The sequence below is a fragment of the Bacillus sp. WC2507 genome (assembly GCF_052656125.1).
This window is the reverse complement of sequence record NZ_JBQXPN010000001.1, coordinates 1,201,610-1,218,009: the sequence shown is the minus strand read 5'-3', so window position 1 is coordinate 1,218,009 and position 16,400 is coordinate 1,201,610. Positions and strand designations below refer to the sequence as shown.

The window sequence follows — 16,400 nt, the reverse complement described above, 5'->3', positions numbered from 1 at the left end:
CTTTGCATTCATTCTATTAAAAGACGACTCTTATTATTATATACTATTTTTAATTTATACATAAAGAAAAAGCATGATTTCAATAGGAAATCATGCTTTTCTCTCATTATTGACGCTTTATGAATTTCGCTAAATCTTTAAATTTCACTTTGTCTGAGTAATTCATTACGCCGTTTACGTAAATACGGCTTGTAATCATATTAACAATAACGATAGTCACCAATAAAATTAATAACGTTACACATACCTCTACAACTCCCGCCTCACCAGCTACAAGTCTTGAAAAGGTAACCATAGGTGTAAAGAATGGAATATATGAACTAACTACAGCTAATGTACTATTTGGATCAAATAATGATTTAAGACTAATAAAAAATGCTGCCATACCTAGCATTGTAATTGGGAACGAAAGAGATTGCACATCCTCAATTTTTGATACAACAGCCCCAACCGCTGCATATAGCATCGCATATAGTAAGTAGCCCGTGACAAAATATACAAAGAACATACTAATCACTACAGCATCCAATTTAGAAAAGTCTAGTGTGAGCCCTATTAAAGATGCGTTATCTAAATCTACCCACCCTAATAAATACGGTACAATAAAACCGAAGGAAGCAGTAATAAGTAATAGTAAAGCACTAGAAACAATTGCTAAAATTTTAGCATGTAGCATTGTTAATGGTTTTACTTTCGGAAGCATTAACTCCATAACGCGAGATGATTTTTCAGATGCTACCGTAGTTCCAATTGCACCACCAAAGATAATAATAAACATATATAAAGCAAACGAGAAAACATAACCAATTCCAAAGGAAGAAGCATGATCTTTTACTGCCTCTTGCTTTAACGGGATTTCCATCTGTAACTGTTTTGCTACTTCGGCAGATACATTATTTTTTTCAATCATTACCGCTGTATACTGTTCTTTTAAATAACTTGCCATAAGTGTAGCCGTTGATTGGCTCGGAAAACCACTATACATATACGTCACTTCTGGAATACCATTCTTTTCTGTAATACGGAATAGACCGTCTAAATCCCCATCTTCCACTTGCTTACGTAACGCCTTAAATTTATCCTTATTTTCTACAGTTACTTTAGCAGACGGAAGTAACTTTGTTACATCACTTTCTTGCACTTTATAAGTATCACTTTCCGTTACTACAGCAATTTTATCTTTTCCTTTATCGTTATCAGCAGTGAAATGATTAAATGCAAAAAGCCCAAACACAACTAGAAATAAAATCGCACTCGTAATTAATGATTTTTTAGATAAAAATGCTTCCCTGAAATAAAATGAAAATACGTGAGAAAATTTACGCATCGTTATTTCGCCCTCTCTACAAAGATTTCGTTTAACGTCGGCTCTAACATTTTAAATTGTCGTAAGGTAACACCTTGTTCTTGCAACTGGTGTAAAATCTTTAGAGCTTCTGCATCATCTTGTACTTGCACATAAAGAAGGCCTTGTTGTTTTTCATACGATACATGAATAGCTTTTAATCCCCTCACATTCTCTTCTGTATCTTCAATCGTTAAATTGCGGAAACCGTACTCTTTTTTAATATCACTTAACTGGCCTTTTACGACTGCTTCGCCCTTTTTCAAAATACATACATGTTGGCAAAAAGCCTCTACTTGTTCCATACGATGACTAGATAAAATAATTGTCTTTCCGCTCTGTACTTGTTCTTCAATAATGCTAGCTAACATCCCAGCATTAACTGGATCCAATCCACTGAATGGTTCATCTAAAATGAGAAGTTCAGGATTATGAAGAAGAGCAGCAATTAATTGGATTTTTTGCTGATTTCCTTTTGAAAGCTCTCCTGCCGTTTTAAATTTATATTCCGGTATTGCTAATCGATCTAACCAGTGATCAATAGCAAGATCTACTTCTTTCTTCGTCATGCCTTCTAATCTACCAAAATATCGCAACTGGTCTATTACTCTACTTTTTGTATATAAACCTCTTTCTTCTGGTAAATATCCAATCGTTACCCCACTAGTCCCAAATGTTTTTCCATCCCATGTAATAGAGCCTTCATTAGGCGTTAATAATCCGAGAAGCATTTTGATTGTCGTTGTTTTCCCTGCACCATTTCTTCCAAGTAATCCTAGCACTTCACCTTTTGGTAACGAAATTTGCAAACCGTTAACTGCCTTTGATTCCCCAAATAGTTTCGTTAAGTTTTGAATTTGTAAACTCAAAGTATAAAGCCTCCCCTTTAGTATCATTCATACTCTCTTTCAAAGACTATGTTTATTCAGGATAAAATATAGCACTACACTTCATCCTCTTATATGTAACACCACTCTCAATCCATCATTTGTTCTATTTAGTTAAAATTGTAAATAATAAAGTGCTTTTTGTCAATTATAATTGTCATTACGACAATAAAACTTGTCAAAACAACTGTTATTATTTTTCTCATCTTTCTAATATAGGACATACTACTATATATACAAAAGACAATATGCAAATGTTCATAAAAAAATTTTATATTTTAATATATAATATAAGATGATTTTCTAACATCAAGGAGGATACATATGAAGATGAAGAGGGGTATCACCACTTTATTATCTGTAGCGGTTCTATCTACATCACTTGTAGCATGTTCAGGAACACCAGAGAAAACAGTGGCAAAAGAAGAAAAAGTAAAATTAACAGAACAACAATTAATGGCTGATTTATGGTATCAAACAGCTGGTGAAACGAAAGCACTTTATTACCAAGGATACAACATTGGTCAATTGAAGCTTGATGCAGCTCTTGCAAAAGGGACAGAGAAAAAGCCTGCTATCGTACTTGATTTAGACGAAACTGTTTTAGACAACAGCCCTCATCAAGCAATGAGCGTAAAAACAGGCAAAGGCTATCCTTACAAATGGGATGATTGGATTAATAAGGCTGAAGCTGAAGCCCTTCCAGGCGCAATTGATTTCTTAAAATATACGGAGTCTAAAGGTGTAGATATTTATTACATCTCAAATCGTAAAACGAACCAACTAGATGCAACAATTAAAAATCTTGAGCGTATAGGTGCTCCTCAAGCAACGAAAGAACATATATTACTACAAGATCCGAAAGAAAAGGGAAAAGAAAAACGCCGTGAACTCGTTTCTCAAACCCATGATATCGTCTTATTCTTCGGTGATAACTTATCTGATTTCACAGGTTTTGATGGGAAATCTGTAAAAGATCGCAATCAAGCAGTAGCAGATTCAAAAGCACAATTTGGTGAGAAATTTATTATTTTCCCTAATCCAATGTATGGCGATTGGGAAGGCGCGTTATATGATTATGATTTCAAAAAATCAGATGCAGAAAAAGATAAAATCCGTCGTGACAACTTAAAATCATTCGATGCAAAATAAAGAGGATGGCATTCGCCATCCTCTTTATTTTACTTTCTCTGTTAAAGGCAAGATAAACACTTCTACACGTCTATTCTTTGCCTTTCCTTCTTGTGTATCGTTTGGAGCAATCGAACGGTATTCTCCGTAACCAATCGCACTAAATTTTTCTGGTTGTAATTCTTTATTTTGCAGTAATACTTGCATAAAATTAACTGCCCGCTGCGTACTTAATTCCCAATTCGACGCAAACTGCGCATTGGCAATAGGGACATTATCTGTATGACCGGATACTGTAATTTCACGAGGTGACGCTGAAACAAGTAAGCTAGACATCTCTTTTGCAATCCCTAAAGATTCTAATTTCACATCTGCTTTCCCCGAATCAAACAGTATATTTTCTAATATTGTCACCATTAATCCCTTTTCAGTTAATTTAGTTTGAAAAGAAGAGGATAATTGTTTTTCATTAATATATTGATCAATCTTTTTTTGTAATGCTTTCAATTCATCCATCTCTTTTTTTTCTTTGGCTCTAGCTTCTTCTTGTTTTTTTGCTTGTTCTGCCTCAAGGCTACTTGCTGATAATTCTTTTTCATCATTTGGCTTTTGATCACTTAAAAATTCTTTGTTACCTGTTCCCCCAGCTAATTCACTTCGAAAAGCAACTGCCATCTGTTTAAACTTCGCAGCATCTATACTACTCATTGCGAATAAAACGATAAACAATGCAAATAACAACGTTAACATATCAGAATATGGAATTAACCACGTTTCATCGATATGCTCATCATGTTTTTTCTTTTTGCCTCTTCTATTTTTCTTACTCCGCATTTTTTTCTGCTCCTTTTTCTAGCTTTTTACGCTCAGTTGCAGAAAGTGCACCTAAAATACGGTTTTTCATAATAAACGGATATGTACCTTCTTGTAACATTAATAAACAATCAATAATTAAACGTTTTTTCTCGATTTCAGCTGCAGATTTTTGTTTTAACTTATTTGCAAATGGATGCCATAATACATAACCTGAAAAAATACCAAAAATCGTTGCAATAAATGCACCTGAAATAGCATGTCCTAACTTTTCAATATCTGTTAAATTACCAAGTGCAGCTACAAGACCGATAACAGCACCTAAAACACCTAATGTCGGTGCATACGTACCAGCTTGAGAAAAAATTGCTGCTCCTTTTGCATGCCTTTCTTCAATTGCTTCTAATTCAGCTTCTAAAATCTGTTCTAAATCTTCTGCAGATACGCCATCAATCACAAATTTCATACCACGCAAAAGAAATTCATCTTGAATTTTGTCTAATTGTTGCTCTAAAGACAAAATACCGTATTTTCTACTTTCAGATGTCCAATGAACAAACAATTCTAGCAACTGTTCATAACTCAAATCCTTTTTATTTGAACCAAAAAGAACTTTAAATAATTTTGGAACTCTTTTTAGTTGATTCATCGGAAATGCGATACATACTGCAGCAAATGTACCGATAAAAATAATTAATGCTGCGGCAGGATTCAATAAGGCTGTTACGTCAGCGCCCTTGACGACCATCCCTACTACCACTGCTACAAATCCTAAAATAAGTCCAATAATTGTTGCAAAATCCATTCCCATTCACTCCTAGTCTATACAAGAAGTTCTTTATTCTCGATAATCGCTACATCTTCTTATGTATATATATTACATAAAAAATTCATTTCATGAAAGATAAGAAATGAATTAAATGAAAAAATACTACAATTTCACACATTTTCTGACATTTTCTTTGCATTTCTATTACGTTACGACTCTTATATTTCTTTTTCAACAAACTAGACTTATAATAAAAGCAATACATATTTTATTAAGAAAGGACTGTGATTACAAGGCATCATGAAAAAAATAATAATTATTTCTGCCACTACTATTGTAATCGGTATCGCTTCTTTCGCATACTTTGGTTCTAAATCACCACTACAAAATGAGGCGAAAGCTGTCGAAGGTCAAAAACATAGTAATCACCAAAAAGAAGAGATCCCTGCTTTTCCAAAAGCTGATCATAATGCAAAAAAACTAGACAACGACTTTTCCGTTGTAACAAATCCAGAATCTAATCTTGTCTTAGTTAATAAACACCGAAAACTACCAGATGGATACACACCTGAAGATTTAACAAGACCAAATGTACCATTTACTAGTCCAAAAGATAAAGAAAAAACGCTACTGCGCAAAGATGCTGCAAATGCGCTTGAGGATATGTTTGTAGCGGCAAAAAAAGAAGGACTTGAACTTACAGCTGTATCTGGTTATCGTTCATACAAACGCCAAAAATCATTACATGATACATACGTTAGACGTCAAGGAAAAGCTGAAGCTGATTCAGTAAGTGCCATTCCTGGTACAAGTGAGCATCAAACTGGTTTAGCAATGGATATTAGTTCAAAATCTGCTAAATTCCAATTAGAGCCTATTTTTGGAGAGACAGCCGAAGGGAAATGGGTTGCAGAACATGCTCATGAATTCGGCTTTGTCATTCGTTACTTAGAAGATAAAACAGAAACAACAGAATATGCATATGAACCGTGGCATTTGCGCTACGTTGGAAATCCATACGCTACATACATATATAAACATCATTTAACATTAGAAGAAGCAATGGAAGACAAAAAATAAGAGAGCAAATTGCTCTCTTATTTTTCTTTCACTCTATTATTGTAGTAATTTTTTCTTCCACTCTTCAGGCCACGGTTCGCCTCTTCCCGTTTTTTTCGATGCTTGAACCATCATTCCACGACCAACTAAACAAACTTCTCCTTTTGCATTTTTCACCATATAATGCAAATCTAAAGAAGAATTCCCAACCGATCCCGCTTTTACATACACCTTCAACTGTTCATCAAAATATATTTGCTTCATAAAATTACATTGTAAATCTGCAACAACGATCATCGTTTCTGAAGATTCATGCGTCCACTCTTGCATAAACCCAAGTTCTTTAAACAACGCAATACGCGCTTCTTCAAAATAAGTAAAGGCAACGACATTATTTACATGCCCAAACATATCTACTTCACCAAAACGAACTTTTACAGGGTTGTAAAATGAAAAACCACTTTCCCATTGTTCAAAATCTTCAATATAAGAAATCCTCTTCATGGTTCCCTCTCCTTTTCGCCCTTAAAATAAACAGAATAAACAGAAAAATAAAGTTATAAATATTGCCTCTTCAACATGAAGAGGCATATTTATTAATAGTTATTGTCGCTACCAAAGAAATCTTTGAACGATTGAATTGTTGTATCACGGTTTAATGCCGCAATTGAAGTTGTTAATGGAATACCCTTTGGACATGATTGCACACAGTTTTGAGAGTTACCACAGTTTGCAAGTCCTCCATCTCCCATAATTGCACGTAAGCGATCTGCTTTATGCATTTCACCCGTTGGATGTGAGTTGAATAAACGAGCTTGTGATAACGGTGCTGGTCCAATAAAGTCAGATTTACTATTTACGTTTGGACATGATTCTAAGCATACGCCACATGTCATACATTTTGAAAGCTCATACGCCCATTGACGTTTCTTCTCAGGCATTCTTGGTCCTGGTCCTAAGTCATACGTGCCATCAATTGGAATCCAAGCTTTAACGCGTTTTAACGCATTAAACATACGGCTACGGTCAACTTGTAAGTCACGTACAACCGGGAATGTCTTCATCGGCTTTAAGCGAATTGGTTGTTCTAACTGGTCAATAAGAGCTGTACATGATTGACGTGGCTTTCCGTTAATCACCATCGAACAAGCACCACATACTTCTTCTAAACAGTTCATATCCCATGCAATCGGAGTCGTCTGGTTTCCTTTTGCATCAACAGGATTACGACGAATTTCCATCAGTGCCGAAATAATGTTCATATTTGGACGATATGGGATTTCAAACTCTTGGTCAAACTCTTGTGCATCTGGTCCATCTTGTCTCGTAATGATGAGGCGGATTGTTTTCTCAGACATGTTGCTTATCCCCCTTCTCTTCACCCTTAGCAGCTACATCATGTTTTGAAGAATAATCACGTTTACGTGGTTTAATTAATGAAACGTCAACGTCTTCGTAATGGAACGCTGGTGCATTTCCTTCTCCTTCAAATTTTGCCATCGTAGTTTTTAAGAAGTTTGCATCATCACGATTTGGGAATTCAGGTTTGTAATGCGCCCCGCGGCTCTCATTACGGTTATATGCGCCAATTGTAATAACACGTGCTAACTCAAACATATTTGCAAGTTGACGTGTAAATGAAGCACCTTGGTTACTCCATCTTGCTGTATCGTTAATGTTAATGCGTTTGTAACGTGCCATTAACTCTTCGATTTTCGCATCAGTTTCTAGTAACTTTTTATTTTCACGAACTACTGTAACGTTATCTGTCATCCATTCTCCAAGCTCTTTATGAAGAACATATGCATTTTCATTACCATCCATCGTTAAAATATTGTTAAATTTCTCTGTTTCGATTAATTCATTTTGCTCATATACAGTAGATGAAACAGCATCTGATGATTTAGAAAGACCTTTCATATATTCAATTGCGTTTGGTCCTGCTACCATACCACCGTAAATTGCTGATAATAGTGAGTTTGCACCAAGGCGGTTTCCACCGTGCATAGAATAATCACACTCACCTGCTGCAAATAAACCTGGAATACTCGTCATTTGCTTATAGTCAACCCATAGTCCACCCATTGAATAGTGAACAGCTGGGAAGATTTTCATTGGTAGTTTACGAGGATCGTCACCTGTAAATTTCTCATAGATTTCAATGATTCCACCAAGTTTAATATCTAGTTCTTTCGGATCTTTATGAGAAAGATCTAAGTACACCATGTTTTCACCGTTAATACCTAGTTTTTGCTCTACGCAAACATCAAAGATTTCACGCGTTGCGATATCACGAGGTACAAGGTTTCCGTAAGCCGGATATTTTTCTTCTAAGAAGTACCATGGTTTACCATCTTTATATGTCCAAACACGTCCACCTTCACCACGTGCAGATTCACTCATAAGACGTAATTTATCGTCTCCTGGAATTGCCGTTGGGTGAATTTGAATGAACTCACCATTTGCATAATAAGCGCCTTGTTGATATACAGCAGACGCTGCTGTACCTGTATTAATAATGGAGTTTGTTGATTTTCCGAAGATGATACCAGGGCCCCCTGTTGCCATAATCACGGCATCAGCTTGGAAACTTTTAATCTCCATAGTTTGTAAGTCTTGTGCAACGATTCCTCGGCACACACCTTCATCATCAACAACAGCTCGTAAGAAATCCCAACCTTCATATTTCGTTACAAGTCCTGCTACTTCGTGACGACGTACTTGCTCATCTAATGCGTAAAGTAATTGTTGTCCAGTTGTTGCACCAGCAAATGCTGTACGGTGATGTTGCGTTCCACCAAATCGACGGAAATCAAGAAGTCCTTCTTCCGTACGGTTGAACATAACACCCATACGGTCCATTAAATGAATGATACCAGGTGCTGCTTCACACATTGCTTTAACTGGTGGTTGGTTCGCTAAGAAGTCCCCACCATAAATTGTATCGTCAAAGTGGATCCATGGAGAATCCCCTTCACCTTTCGTATTTACGGCACCGTTAATTCCGCCCTGAGCACATACAGAATGTGAACGTTTTACTGGTACTAAAGAAAACAGTTCAACATTTACTCCTGCTTCTGCCGCTTTAATCGTTGCCATTAAGCCAGCCAAGCCACCGCCGACTACTATAAGTTTCCCTTTCATGCTCTCCCACTCCTTACTGATTTGCTAGCTGTGGATCGATGAACGCTAATAATGCACTCACACCTACATAAGATAGACCTAAGAAAATAGCTAATGTTACATAAGTAGAGATTCTTTGTGAACGTGGAGATACTGTAATTCCCCAGCTGATGCAGAATGTCCATAGTCCATTTGCAAAGTGGAAAATTGTTGAAACAACACCAACTAAGTAGAATGCAAACATAGCTGGATTGTTTAAAATATCTGCCATCATATCATAGTTTACCTCTTTACCTAACATTGCTTGAATACGAGTTTCCCAGACGTGCCAAGAAATGAAAATCAGCGTAACGATACCTGAAATTCTTTGGAAGACGAACATCCAGTTACGGAAATAACCGTAAGAAACCGCATTGTTCTTAGCTGTAAATGCAATATATAAGCCATATATAGCATGGTACAGTATCGGTAAAAAGATGATGAAAATTTCTAGCGCATACCGGAATGGAAGGAGCTCCATAAAGCCTGCAGCTTTGTTAAAAGCCTCTGCTCCTCTTGTTGCAAAGTTGTTTACAATTAGATGTTGCGTCAAAAAGACACCAACCGGGATGACCCCCATTAATGAGTGCCACTTACGAAACGTATACTCGCGGCCTTTCATGTCCCCATTACCCCCTTGAATGTTTGACTGCTGTTTTCAGATTAATTTATAACAATAATGTTTTTTCACTATTGGCATAAGAAAAACTGAAAAAATTATTCGAAATATTTCAGCATAATTTGATAACAAGTTCATTTTACCCCTATTTTTGTCGAAGCGTCAAGAAAACGTATACATAATTTGCATATAATTTGCCAATTCTTTTTTTCTTCTTAGATATTCAGATTTCCCTAAAGAAAAATCTGTTTTTATAAATGAAAAATGTTATATAATAATCCCTATAGAAAGAGGGGAATATTGTGAGTAAAAATACAATCGATATAACATCTTTAGAAGATGTTTCATTGAACGCCTTCGCTTATGAATTGCTACGTGAAGAATTACTACCTGATTTAATCGGCAACGATTTAGATGGTATTTTATACTGGTCTGGTAGAAACCTTGCAAGAAAATATCCACTAGAAACAATTGAAGAAGTCATTCAGTTCTTTGAAAAAGCTGGCTGGGGCACTTTAAGCATTATTGAACATAAGCGTCGTGAAATGCAGTTCCAACTTAAAGGCACACTCATTGCAGAACGTCAAAAACAAAAAAGGCATTCTTCTTATCAACTAGAAGCTGGATTCATCGCTGAACAAATTCAAAAGCAACGGAACGTCGTTGCAGAGTCATACGAAGAAAAGAAAAAACGTTCTGACTCTATTACATTTCTTGTGAAATGGGATATAAAAGATCTCATTGAAGTGTAAGGCATTACCTGCAGTCAACTAGACATATCAGTTTAGTTGACTTTTTTGTATTTTCATTCACATCAATTTATTTTAAATCTTCAGAAATTATAACAAAAAATAGAAGACATTGTAAACTACAACGTCTTCTTATCTGTTAAATACGTATAAATTATTTCCGCGACATTTTTCGGCATACCCGCTTCGACAAATTCTGCTACCGAAGCTTCTTTCATCTTCTTTAATGAACCAAAATGTTTTAACAATACCTTTTTCCGTTTATCACCGATTCCTGGAATATCATCCAGTGCTGATTGAATAACAGATTTCCCGTGTAATTGACGATGGAATGTAATCGCAAATCGATGCACTTCATCTTGAATGCGCTGCAATAAATAAAATTCTTGGCTATTCCTCTCAAGCATCACAGGTTCAGGTGGATCCCCAATAATTAAATGGGAAGTTTTATGTTTGTCATCTTTTACAAGACCTGCCATCGGAATATATAACCCAAGCTCATTTTCTAGAACATCACTTACAGCTGCCAGATGGCCTTTTCCGCCATCAATAATGATTAAATCTGGTAATGGTAAACTCTCTTTAAGGGCCCTTGTATAACGGCGTCTCACAACTTCTCTCATAGACTCATAATCATCTGGTCCTTGAACCGTTTTAATTTTATATTTCCTGTACTCTTTCTTTGCTGGTTTCCCATCGATAAAAACAATCATTGCGGAAACTGGATTTGTTCCTTGAATATTTGAGTTATCAAATGCTTCAATACGATACGGTGTTTCAATTCCGAGCTGCTTTCCTAAATGATCTACCGCCTTAATCGTTCGCTCTTCATCACGTTCAATTAAATAGAATTTCTCTTCAAGAGCAATCTTCGCATTTTTATTTGCCAATTCTACAAGATCTTTTTTCTTACCACGTTTCGGCTGTGTCGCTTCAACTTCTAAAAAGCGCTCTACTAATTCTGAGTCTATACTTCCTGGAACGACAATTTCCTTCGGCTTAAAATGACTGCTGTTTTCATAAAATTGACCGATAAACGTTAAAAATCCTTCTTCTGGTTCATCGTAAATTGGAAACATAGAAACATCACGCTCAATTAGCTTTCCTTTTCGAACGAAGAAAACTTGAACACACATCCATCCTTTATCAACTGCATATCCAAACACATCACGATCTACTAAGTCACTCATAATCATCTTTTGTTTTTCCATAATTGCATCAATATGAGCAATTTGATCACGTAACTCTTTTGCACGTTCAAATTCTAGTTTCTCTGAAGCTTCATACATCTTTGTTTCTAATTCTGAGCGAACTTCTTTATGTCCACCATTTAAAAACTTAATAATTTCATCTACAATTTCTTTGTTTTGTTCTTCCGTCACTTCTTTCACACAAGGTGCTAAACATTGACCCATATGATAATATAAACAAACTTTATCGGGCATATTTGAGCACTTACGAAGCGGGTACATACGATCTAGCAGTTTTTTCGTTTCGTGAGCTGATTGTGCATTCGGATAAGGTCCAAAATACTTTCCTTTATCCTTTTTTACGTTTCGCGTAATGAGTAATCGCGGCTGTTTTTCAGCTGTAATTTTAATAAAAGGATATGTTTTATCATCTTTTAATTGAATATTATATTTTGGATCATGTTTTTTTATTAAATTTAACTCTAAAATGAGAGCCTCTAGATTTGAGGAAGTTACAATATATTCAAAATCTACAATTTCTCCGACAAGCCGCAGTGTTTTCCCATCATGCGAACCAGTAAAGTACGAGCGCACACGATTTTTAAGCACTTTTGCCTTTCCGACATATATAACCGTTCCTTGCTTATCTTTCATTAAATAACAACCAGGTTGATCTGGTAAAATAGCCAGCTTCTCTTTTAAATGTTCGTGCACTCGTCACCCTCCATTTCTACATGCTTAGCATTTTTATTTTCACATGAAAACATACTATGCCAAAACACCCAACATACGTTCTTTTATTGTAACGGAAAGGTGTAAAAAAGGAAAATAAAAAAAGCTACCAAATGGCAGCCCCTTTATTTTAGAAGTGTTTAGAAACTAATTCTACTAACGCTTCTTTCGGTTTGTAACCTAACGCTTGATCAACTACTTTACCGTCTTTTAATACGAAAAGAGCTGGAATGCTCATTACTTCGAATTGACGAGCAGTTTCTTGATTTTCATCAACGTCTACTTTTACTACTTTTACTTTTTCGCCTAGTTCTGCATCGATTTCCTCTAATACAGGAGCGATCATTTTACAAGGTCCACACCAAGGTGCCCAGAAATCTAATAATACAACACCTTCGCTAGTTTCAGCTGCGAAGCTTTGGTCATTTGCATTTACAATTGCCATTTTATTTCCTCCTTCAAGTATATTCTACCAAGAGTATATCATTAACTTATATACGTGGCGAATAATATGTATCGTTATGTATTGTAACAAAAAAATGCCCCTTTATACTATATAAAAATACGGATGAAATACTAAAAAGATGAGAGACAGGGGATCTCTCACCTTTTTCTATATATAGGGGTACTTCACTTGGAACTCAAGGGTACTTAAATCATGAATGTACTTTTAACTTTTTAAATTCTTCTGTTAAAAGAGGTAAGACTTCGAATAAATCACCGACAATACCGTAGTCAGCTACTTTGAAGATACTTGCTTCTGGATCTTTATTAATCGCAACGATTATTTTTGAGTTAGACATACCAGCTAAATGCTGAATCGCACCAGAAATACCACATGCAATGTATAAGTCTGGCGTAACAACTTTACCAGTTTGACCAATTTGTAATGAGTAATCGCAATACTCAGCGTCACAAGCACCACGAGATGCCCCAACAGCACCGCCTAGTACGTCAGCTAACTCTTTTAATGGTTTAAAGCCTTCTTCACTCTTCACACCGCGTCCGCCAGCGATAATAACTTTCGCTTCAGAAAGATCAACACCTTCTGCTGTTTTACGGACAACATCTTGAATGATTGTACGTAAATCTTTCACATCAACTGTAATAGAAGATACGTCACCACTGCGAGACTCATCTTTTTCAAGCGTTGCAATGTTATTTGGACGTACTGTCGCAAATAAGATACCGTCTGTTACAATCTTCTTCTCGAATGCTTTACCAGAGTAAATTGGACGAGTGAAGATAACATTTCCACCTTCAACCTCTAAAGCAGTTACGTCAGAAACTAAACCAGCTTCAAGCTTCGCTGCTAATTTTGGTGATAAATCTTTACCAAGTGCTGTATGTCCAAAGACAATACCTTCTGGATTTTCTTCCGCATATACAGCTAAAAACGCTTGTGCATAACCATCAGATGTATATGATTTTAATTTATCATTTTCAACTGTCACAACGCGATCTGCACCGTAATGAATCAATTCATTTGCAAAAGAGGCAACGCTATCTCCAACTAGAAGACCTACTACTTCACCGCCTTCTGCAATTGTTTTTGCTGCTGCTACCGCTTCAAACGAAACGTTACGTAGCGATCCATCACGAACTTCACCCATTACTAATACTTTACGAGCCATAGATTTTCCCTCCTGCATATATAATTTCGTATTTTATTAGATTACTTTCGCTTCTGTATGGAGCAACGATACAAGTTCTTTTACTTGATCTTGCAGCTCGCCTTGTAACACTTTTCCTGCATCTTTCTTAGGAGGCAAATAGATTTCAATTGTTTTTGTCTTTGCTTCCACATCATCTTCTTCTAAATCTAAATCATCTAATTCTACTTCTTCTAGTGGCTTTTTCTTCGCTTTCATAATACCTGGAAGCGATGGATAACGCGGTTCATTTAAACCTTGTTGTGCCGTTACTAAAACTGGTAATGAAGTTTCAATCACTTCAGTATCACCTTCAACATCACGCTCAATCTTCACGTTTGTACCGTCAATTTCAAGTTTTGTAATTGTCGTTACGTACGGAATATTTAACGCTTCAGCTACGCGTGGACCGACTTGTCCAGATGCACCATCAATTGCAACGTTTCCGCCTAAAATTAAATCTGCATCTTTATCTTTTAAATATTCAGCAAGCACTTTTGCTGTCGTGAACTGGTCACCATTTTCCACATCATCTTCAATATTAATTAATACCGCTTTATCACAGCCCATCGCTAATGCAGTACGAAGTTCTTTCTCACTATCTTCGCCACCGACTGTTACAACTGTAACTTCTCCGCCTTGTGCGTCTCTTACTTGAATTGCTTCTTCAATTGCATATTCATCGTAAGGGTTGATGATGAATTCCGCTTCGCCATCGTAAATTGCACCGTTTTTAATTACGATTTTTTCTTCTGTATCAAATGTTCGTTTCATGAGTACGTAGATGTTCATTCCATTTACCCCCTTGTTTTTCAGAAAGATTCTATCAATTTTAATTTTCTGTTAATTTATATTAAAAAAATAATTGAACTACCTGCCACTAAATGAAGGTTTACGCTTTTCTAAAAATGCAGCTACACCTTCTCTTCCATCTTCACTCGTAAATACTTCACCAAAAATCTGTGATTCACGTTGTACACCTTCATAGTAATGAGACGATTTTGTCGTTTGCAATAACTCTAGTACAGCACGAGTTGTTGCTGGACTTTTTCCAGCAATTTGTTTTGCGACTTTAAGCGTATCATCTAAAAATGATTCTTCAGAGAACAATCCGTTAACAAGTCCCCATTTCAATGCTTCTGCACCAGTAATCGGTGTACTTGTTAACATCATTTCACAAGCTTTTGCTTTCCCAACATAACGTGGTAAGCGCTGTGTACCTGCAAAACCAGGAATTAATCCAAGTGTTAATTCAGGTAAACCAAGTTTTGCACTTTCAGTTGCAAAGCGCATGTGGCAAGACATAGCAAACTCAAGGCCGCCGCCCAGTGCCGCTCCATGAATTGCCGCAATAACTGGTTTTGAACATTTTTCAACACGCTCAAACGTAACTTGTCCAAGCTGTGCTAATTCTGTTGCTTGCTTCGCTTCAGTAACAGATGTAAATTCTTTAATATCTGCTCCTGCTGAGAAGAAACGTCCTTCACCGTGAATAACAACAACACGAATGTTATCATCCTTTTCCACTTGATCAATTAATTCAGTAACGTCATGCATAACTTGTGAAGACATCGCATTCGCTGGTGCGTGATTTAACGTCGCCACCGCGATATGATCTTCAACTCTTACAGATAGGAATTTCAACATGATCCCTCCCATTATTGACGATAACCACAAGCTGCAATAAGTAGCCCATGTACCGTTTTTGAAAGTGCGACCAGATCATACTTATGATCGCTCATTACCCAATTGGTCACAACTTCATCTACTGTTCCAAAGATCATTTGTCTTGCCACGCGAACATTTAAATCCGCTTGAAACTCACCTTGTTTTATACCAGTCTCTAAAATCTCATCCATAACTTGTAAGTAGCCTTTTAATACTTCATTTATTTTAAGGCGCAAGTCTTGATTAGACTGTCTTAGCTCTAATTGCGTAACGATAGCAAGAGGATCATTTTGCGACAACAGCACGAAGTGCGTTTCTACCAACATGAATAACTTCGATACAGCGCTTTCAATTCCTGCTGTTTTTTGACGAATTGTTTCGACAAATTCTCCCATCTTCTCTTGGAATAAGGATATTAATATATCTTCTTTATTTTTAAAATATAAATAAATCGTGCCATCAGCTACCCCAGCTTGCTTTGCGATTTTAGAAACTTGCGCTTGGTGGTACCCATTCTCCGCAATCACAATGACTGCCGCATCAATAATTTGATTGTATTTCGGTCTATTTTTCTTCACTTTACTGTCCCCTTCAAGAAGATGACTGAATGAATAGTCATTCATA

Annotated in this window: 17 protein-coding genes; 3 read left to right on the top strand and 14 right to left on the bottom strand. The window is 36.4% G+C overall.

From position 1 onward, the window contains the following. Nucleotides 1–106 precede the first annotated feature (106 nt). Both ACUN28_RS06550 and ACUN28_RS06545 read right to left on the bottom strand, forming a co-directional pair. Nucleotides 107–1,327: an ABC transporter permease gene (locus ACUN28_RS06550; protein WP_016086071.1), complete on the bottom strand. Its 1,221-nt coding sequence runs from the start codon at nt 1,325–1,327 to the stop codon at nt 107–109. 2 nt (nt 1,328–1,329) lie between these two features. After that, a complete protein-coding gene (locus ACUN28_RS06545) occupies nt 1,330–2,214 on the bottom strand; it encodes an ABC transporter ATP-binding protein (protein ID WP_016086070.1) in 885 nt (294 codons plus the stop codon). 342 nt (nt 2,215–2,556) lie between these two features. Here ACUN28_RS06545 and ACUN28_RS06540 point away from each other — a divergent pair, with 342 nt between their 5' ends. Then, the gene (locus tag ACUN28_RS06540; RefSeq protein WP_016086069.1) at nt 2,557–3,384 is read left to right on the top strand and encodes a 5'-nucleotidase, lipoprotein e(P4) family; all 828 of its coding nucleotides are present in this window, start codon (nt 2,557–2,559) and stop codon (nt 3,382–3,384) included. 24 nt (nt 3,385–3,408) lie between these two features. On the opposite strand, the gene motB is transcribed toward ACUN28_RS06540, so the two are convergent. Beyond that, nucleotides 3,409–4,197 (bottom strand): flagellar motor protein MotB, encoded by a 789-nt coding sequence (motB, locus tag ACUN28_RS06535; protein WP_001256734.1) that lies wholly within the window; start codon nt 4,195–4,197, stop codon nt 3,409–3,411. Then, nucleotides 4,187–4,981: a flagellar motor stator protein MotA gene (motA, locus tag ACUN28_RS06530; RefSeq protein WP_000344857.1), complete on the bottom strand. Its 795-nt coding sequence runs from the start codon at nt 4,979–4,981 to the stop codon at nt 4,187–4,189. Before motA ends, motB begins: the two co-directional genes overlap by 11 nt. Nucleotides 4,982–5,245: 264 nt before the next feature. Between motA and ACUN28_RS06525 the strand changes: the two genes are divergently transcribed. Beyond that, a complete protein-coding gene (locus ACUN28_RS06525) occupies nt 5,246–6,025 on the top strand; it encodes a M15 family metallopeptidase (RefSeq protein WP_016086068.1) in 780 nt (259 codons plus the stop codon). 36 nt (nt 6,026–6,061) lie between these two features. On the opposite strand, the gene ACUN28_RS06520 is transcribed toward ACUN28_RS06525, so the two are convergent. From ACUN28_RS06520 to sdhC, 4 genes are all read right to left on the bottom strand, one after another. Beyond that, on the bottom strand, nt 6,062–6,508 hold the full coding sequence (locus tag ACUN28_RS06520) for an acyl-CoA thioesterase (protein ID WP_016086067.1): 447 nt from the start codon (nt 6,506–6,508) through the stop codon (nt 6,062–6,064). A 92-nt stretch (nt 6,509–6,600) separates the two neighbouring features. Beyond that, on the bottom strand, nt 6,601–7,362 hold the full coding sequence (gene sdhB / locus ACUN28_RS06515; RefSeq protein WP_016086066.1) for a succinate dehydrogenase iron-sulfur subunit: 762 nt from the start codon (nt 7,360–7,362) through the stop codon (nt 6,601–6,603). Next, a complete protein-coding gene (gene sdhA / locus ACUN28_RS06510; RefSeq protein WP_016086065.1) occupies nt 7,355–9,148 on the bottom strand; it encodes a succinate dehydrogenase flavoprotein subunit in 1,794 nt (597 codons plus the stop codon). Before sdhA ends, sdhB begins: the two co-directional genes overlap by 8 nt. A 13-nt stretch (nt 9,149–9,161) precedes the next feature. Further along, nucleotides 9,162–9,788 (bottom strand): succinate dehydrogenase cytochrome B558, encoded by a 627-nt coding sequence (sdhC, locus tag ACUN28_RS06505; RefSeq protein WP_000678354.1) that lies wholly within the window; start codon nt 9,786–9,788, stop codon nt 9,162–9,164. A gap of 299 nt (nt 9,789–10,087) precedes the next feature. On the opposite strand from sdhC, the gene ACUN28_RS06500 reads away from it, so the two are divergent. Further along, entirely contained in the window at nt 10,088–10,537 is a 450-nt protein-coding gene (locus tag ACUN28_RS06500) for a YslB family protein (protein WP_000042214.1), read from the top strand. A 116-nt stretch (nt 10,538–10,653) separates the two neighbouring features. Here the strand turns inward: ACUN28_RS06500 and uvrC are convergent, their stop codons facing one another. From uvrC to ACUN28_RS06470, 6 genes are all read right to left on the bottom strand, one after another. After that, nucleotides 10,654–12,438 carry an excinuclease ABC subunit C gene (gene uvrC / locus ACUN28_RS06495; RefSeq protein ID WP_016086064.1) on the bottom strand — a complete coding sequence of 595 codons (1,785 nt, stop codon included), beginning with the start codon at nt 12,436–12,438 and terminating at the stop codon, nt 10,654–10,656. 148 nt (nt 12,439–12,586) lie between these two features. Next, the gene (gene trxA / locus ACUN28_RS06490; protein WP_001018943.1) at nt 12,587–12,901 is read right to left on the bottom strand and encodes a thioredoxin; all 315 of its coding nucleotides are present in this window, start codon (nt 12,899–12,901) and stop codon (nt 12,587–12,589) included. Between the two features lie 211 nt (nt 12,902–13,112). Further along, a complete protein-coding gene (gene etfA, locus ACUN28_RS06485; RefSeq protein ID WP_016086063.1) occupies nt 13,113–14,090 on the bottom strand; it encodes an electron transfer flavoprotein subunit alpha in 978 nt (325 codons plus the stop codon). Between the two features lie 36 nt (nt 14,091–14,126). Continuing rightward, nucleotides 14,127–14,900 (bottom strand): electron transfer flavoprotein subunit beta, encoded by a 774-nt coding sequence (etfB, locus tag ACUN28_RS06480; protein ID WP_001029031.1) that lies wholly within the window; start codon nt 14,898–14,900, stop codon nt 14,127–14,129. A 78-nt stretch (nt 14,901–14,978) separates the two neighbouring features. Further along, the gene (locus ACUN28_RS06475) at nt 14,979–15,755 is read right to left on the bottom strand and encodes an enoyl-CoA hydratase (protein ID WP_000911291.1); all 777 of its coding nucleotides are present in this window, start codon (nt 15,753–15,755) and stop codon (nt 14,979–14,981) included. A gap of 11 nt (nt 15,756–15,766) precedes the next feature. Then, entirely contained in the window at nt 15,767–16,354 is a 588-nt protein-coding gene (locus tag ACUN28_RS06470) for a TetR/AcrR family transcriptional regulator (RefSeq protein WP_080117847.1), read from the bottom strand. Nucleotides 16,355–16,400 lie beyond the last annotated feature (46 nt).

Coding starts and splice junctions, on each gene's coding strand:
- motA (WP_000344857.1), bottom strand. CDS start 4,981: ATGGATTTTGCAACAATTATTGGACTTATTTTAGGATTTGTAGCAGTG.
- trxA (WP_001018943.1), bottom strand. CDS start 12,901: ATGGCAATTGTAAATGCAAATGACCAAAGCTTCGCAGCTGAAACTAGC.
- motB (WP_001256734.1), bottom strand. CDS start 4,197: ATGCGGAGTAAGAAAAATAGAAGAGGCAAAAAGAAAAAACATGATGAG.
- ACUN28_RS06540 (WP_016086069.1), top strand. CDS start 2,557: ATGAAGATGAAGAGGGGTATCACCACTTTATTATCTGTAGCGGTTCTA.
- ACUN28_RS06520 (WP_016086067.1), bottom strand. CDS start 6,508: ATGAAGAGGATTTCTTATATTGAAGATTTTGAACAATGGGAAAGTGGT.
- sdhC (WP_000678354.1), bottom strand. CDS start 9,788: ATGAAAGGCCGCGAGTATACGTTTCGTAAGTGGCACTCATTAATGGGG.
- etfB (WP_001029031.1), bottom strand. CDS start 14,900: ATGAACATCTACGTACTCATGAAACGAACATTTGATACAGAAGAAAAA.
- etfA (WP_016086063.1), bottom strand. CDS start 14,090: ATGGCTCGTAAAGTATTAGTAATGGGTGAAGTTCGTGATGGATCGCTA.
- ACUN28_RS06525 (WP_016086068.1), top strand. CDS start 5,246: ATGAAAAAAATAATAATTATTTCTGCCACTACTATTGTAATCGGTATC.
- sdhB (WP_016086066.1), bottom strand. CDS start 7,362: ATGTCTGAGAAAACAATCCGCCTCATCATTACGAGACAAGATGGACCA.
- ACUN28_RS06550 (WP_016086071.1), bottom strand. CDS start 1,327: ATGCGTAAATTTTCTCACGTATTTTCATTTTATTTCAGGGAAGCATTT.
- ACUN28_RS06475 (WP_000911291.1), bottom strand. CDS start 15,755: ATGTTGAAATTCCTATCTGTAAGAGTTGAAGATCATATCGCGGTGGCG.
- sdhA (WP_016086065.1), bottom strand. CDS start 9,148: ATGAAAGGGAAACTTATAGTAGTCGGCGGTGGCTTGGCTGGCTTAATG.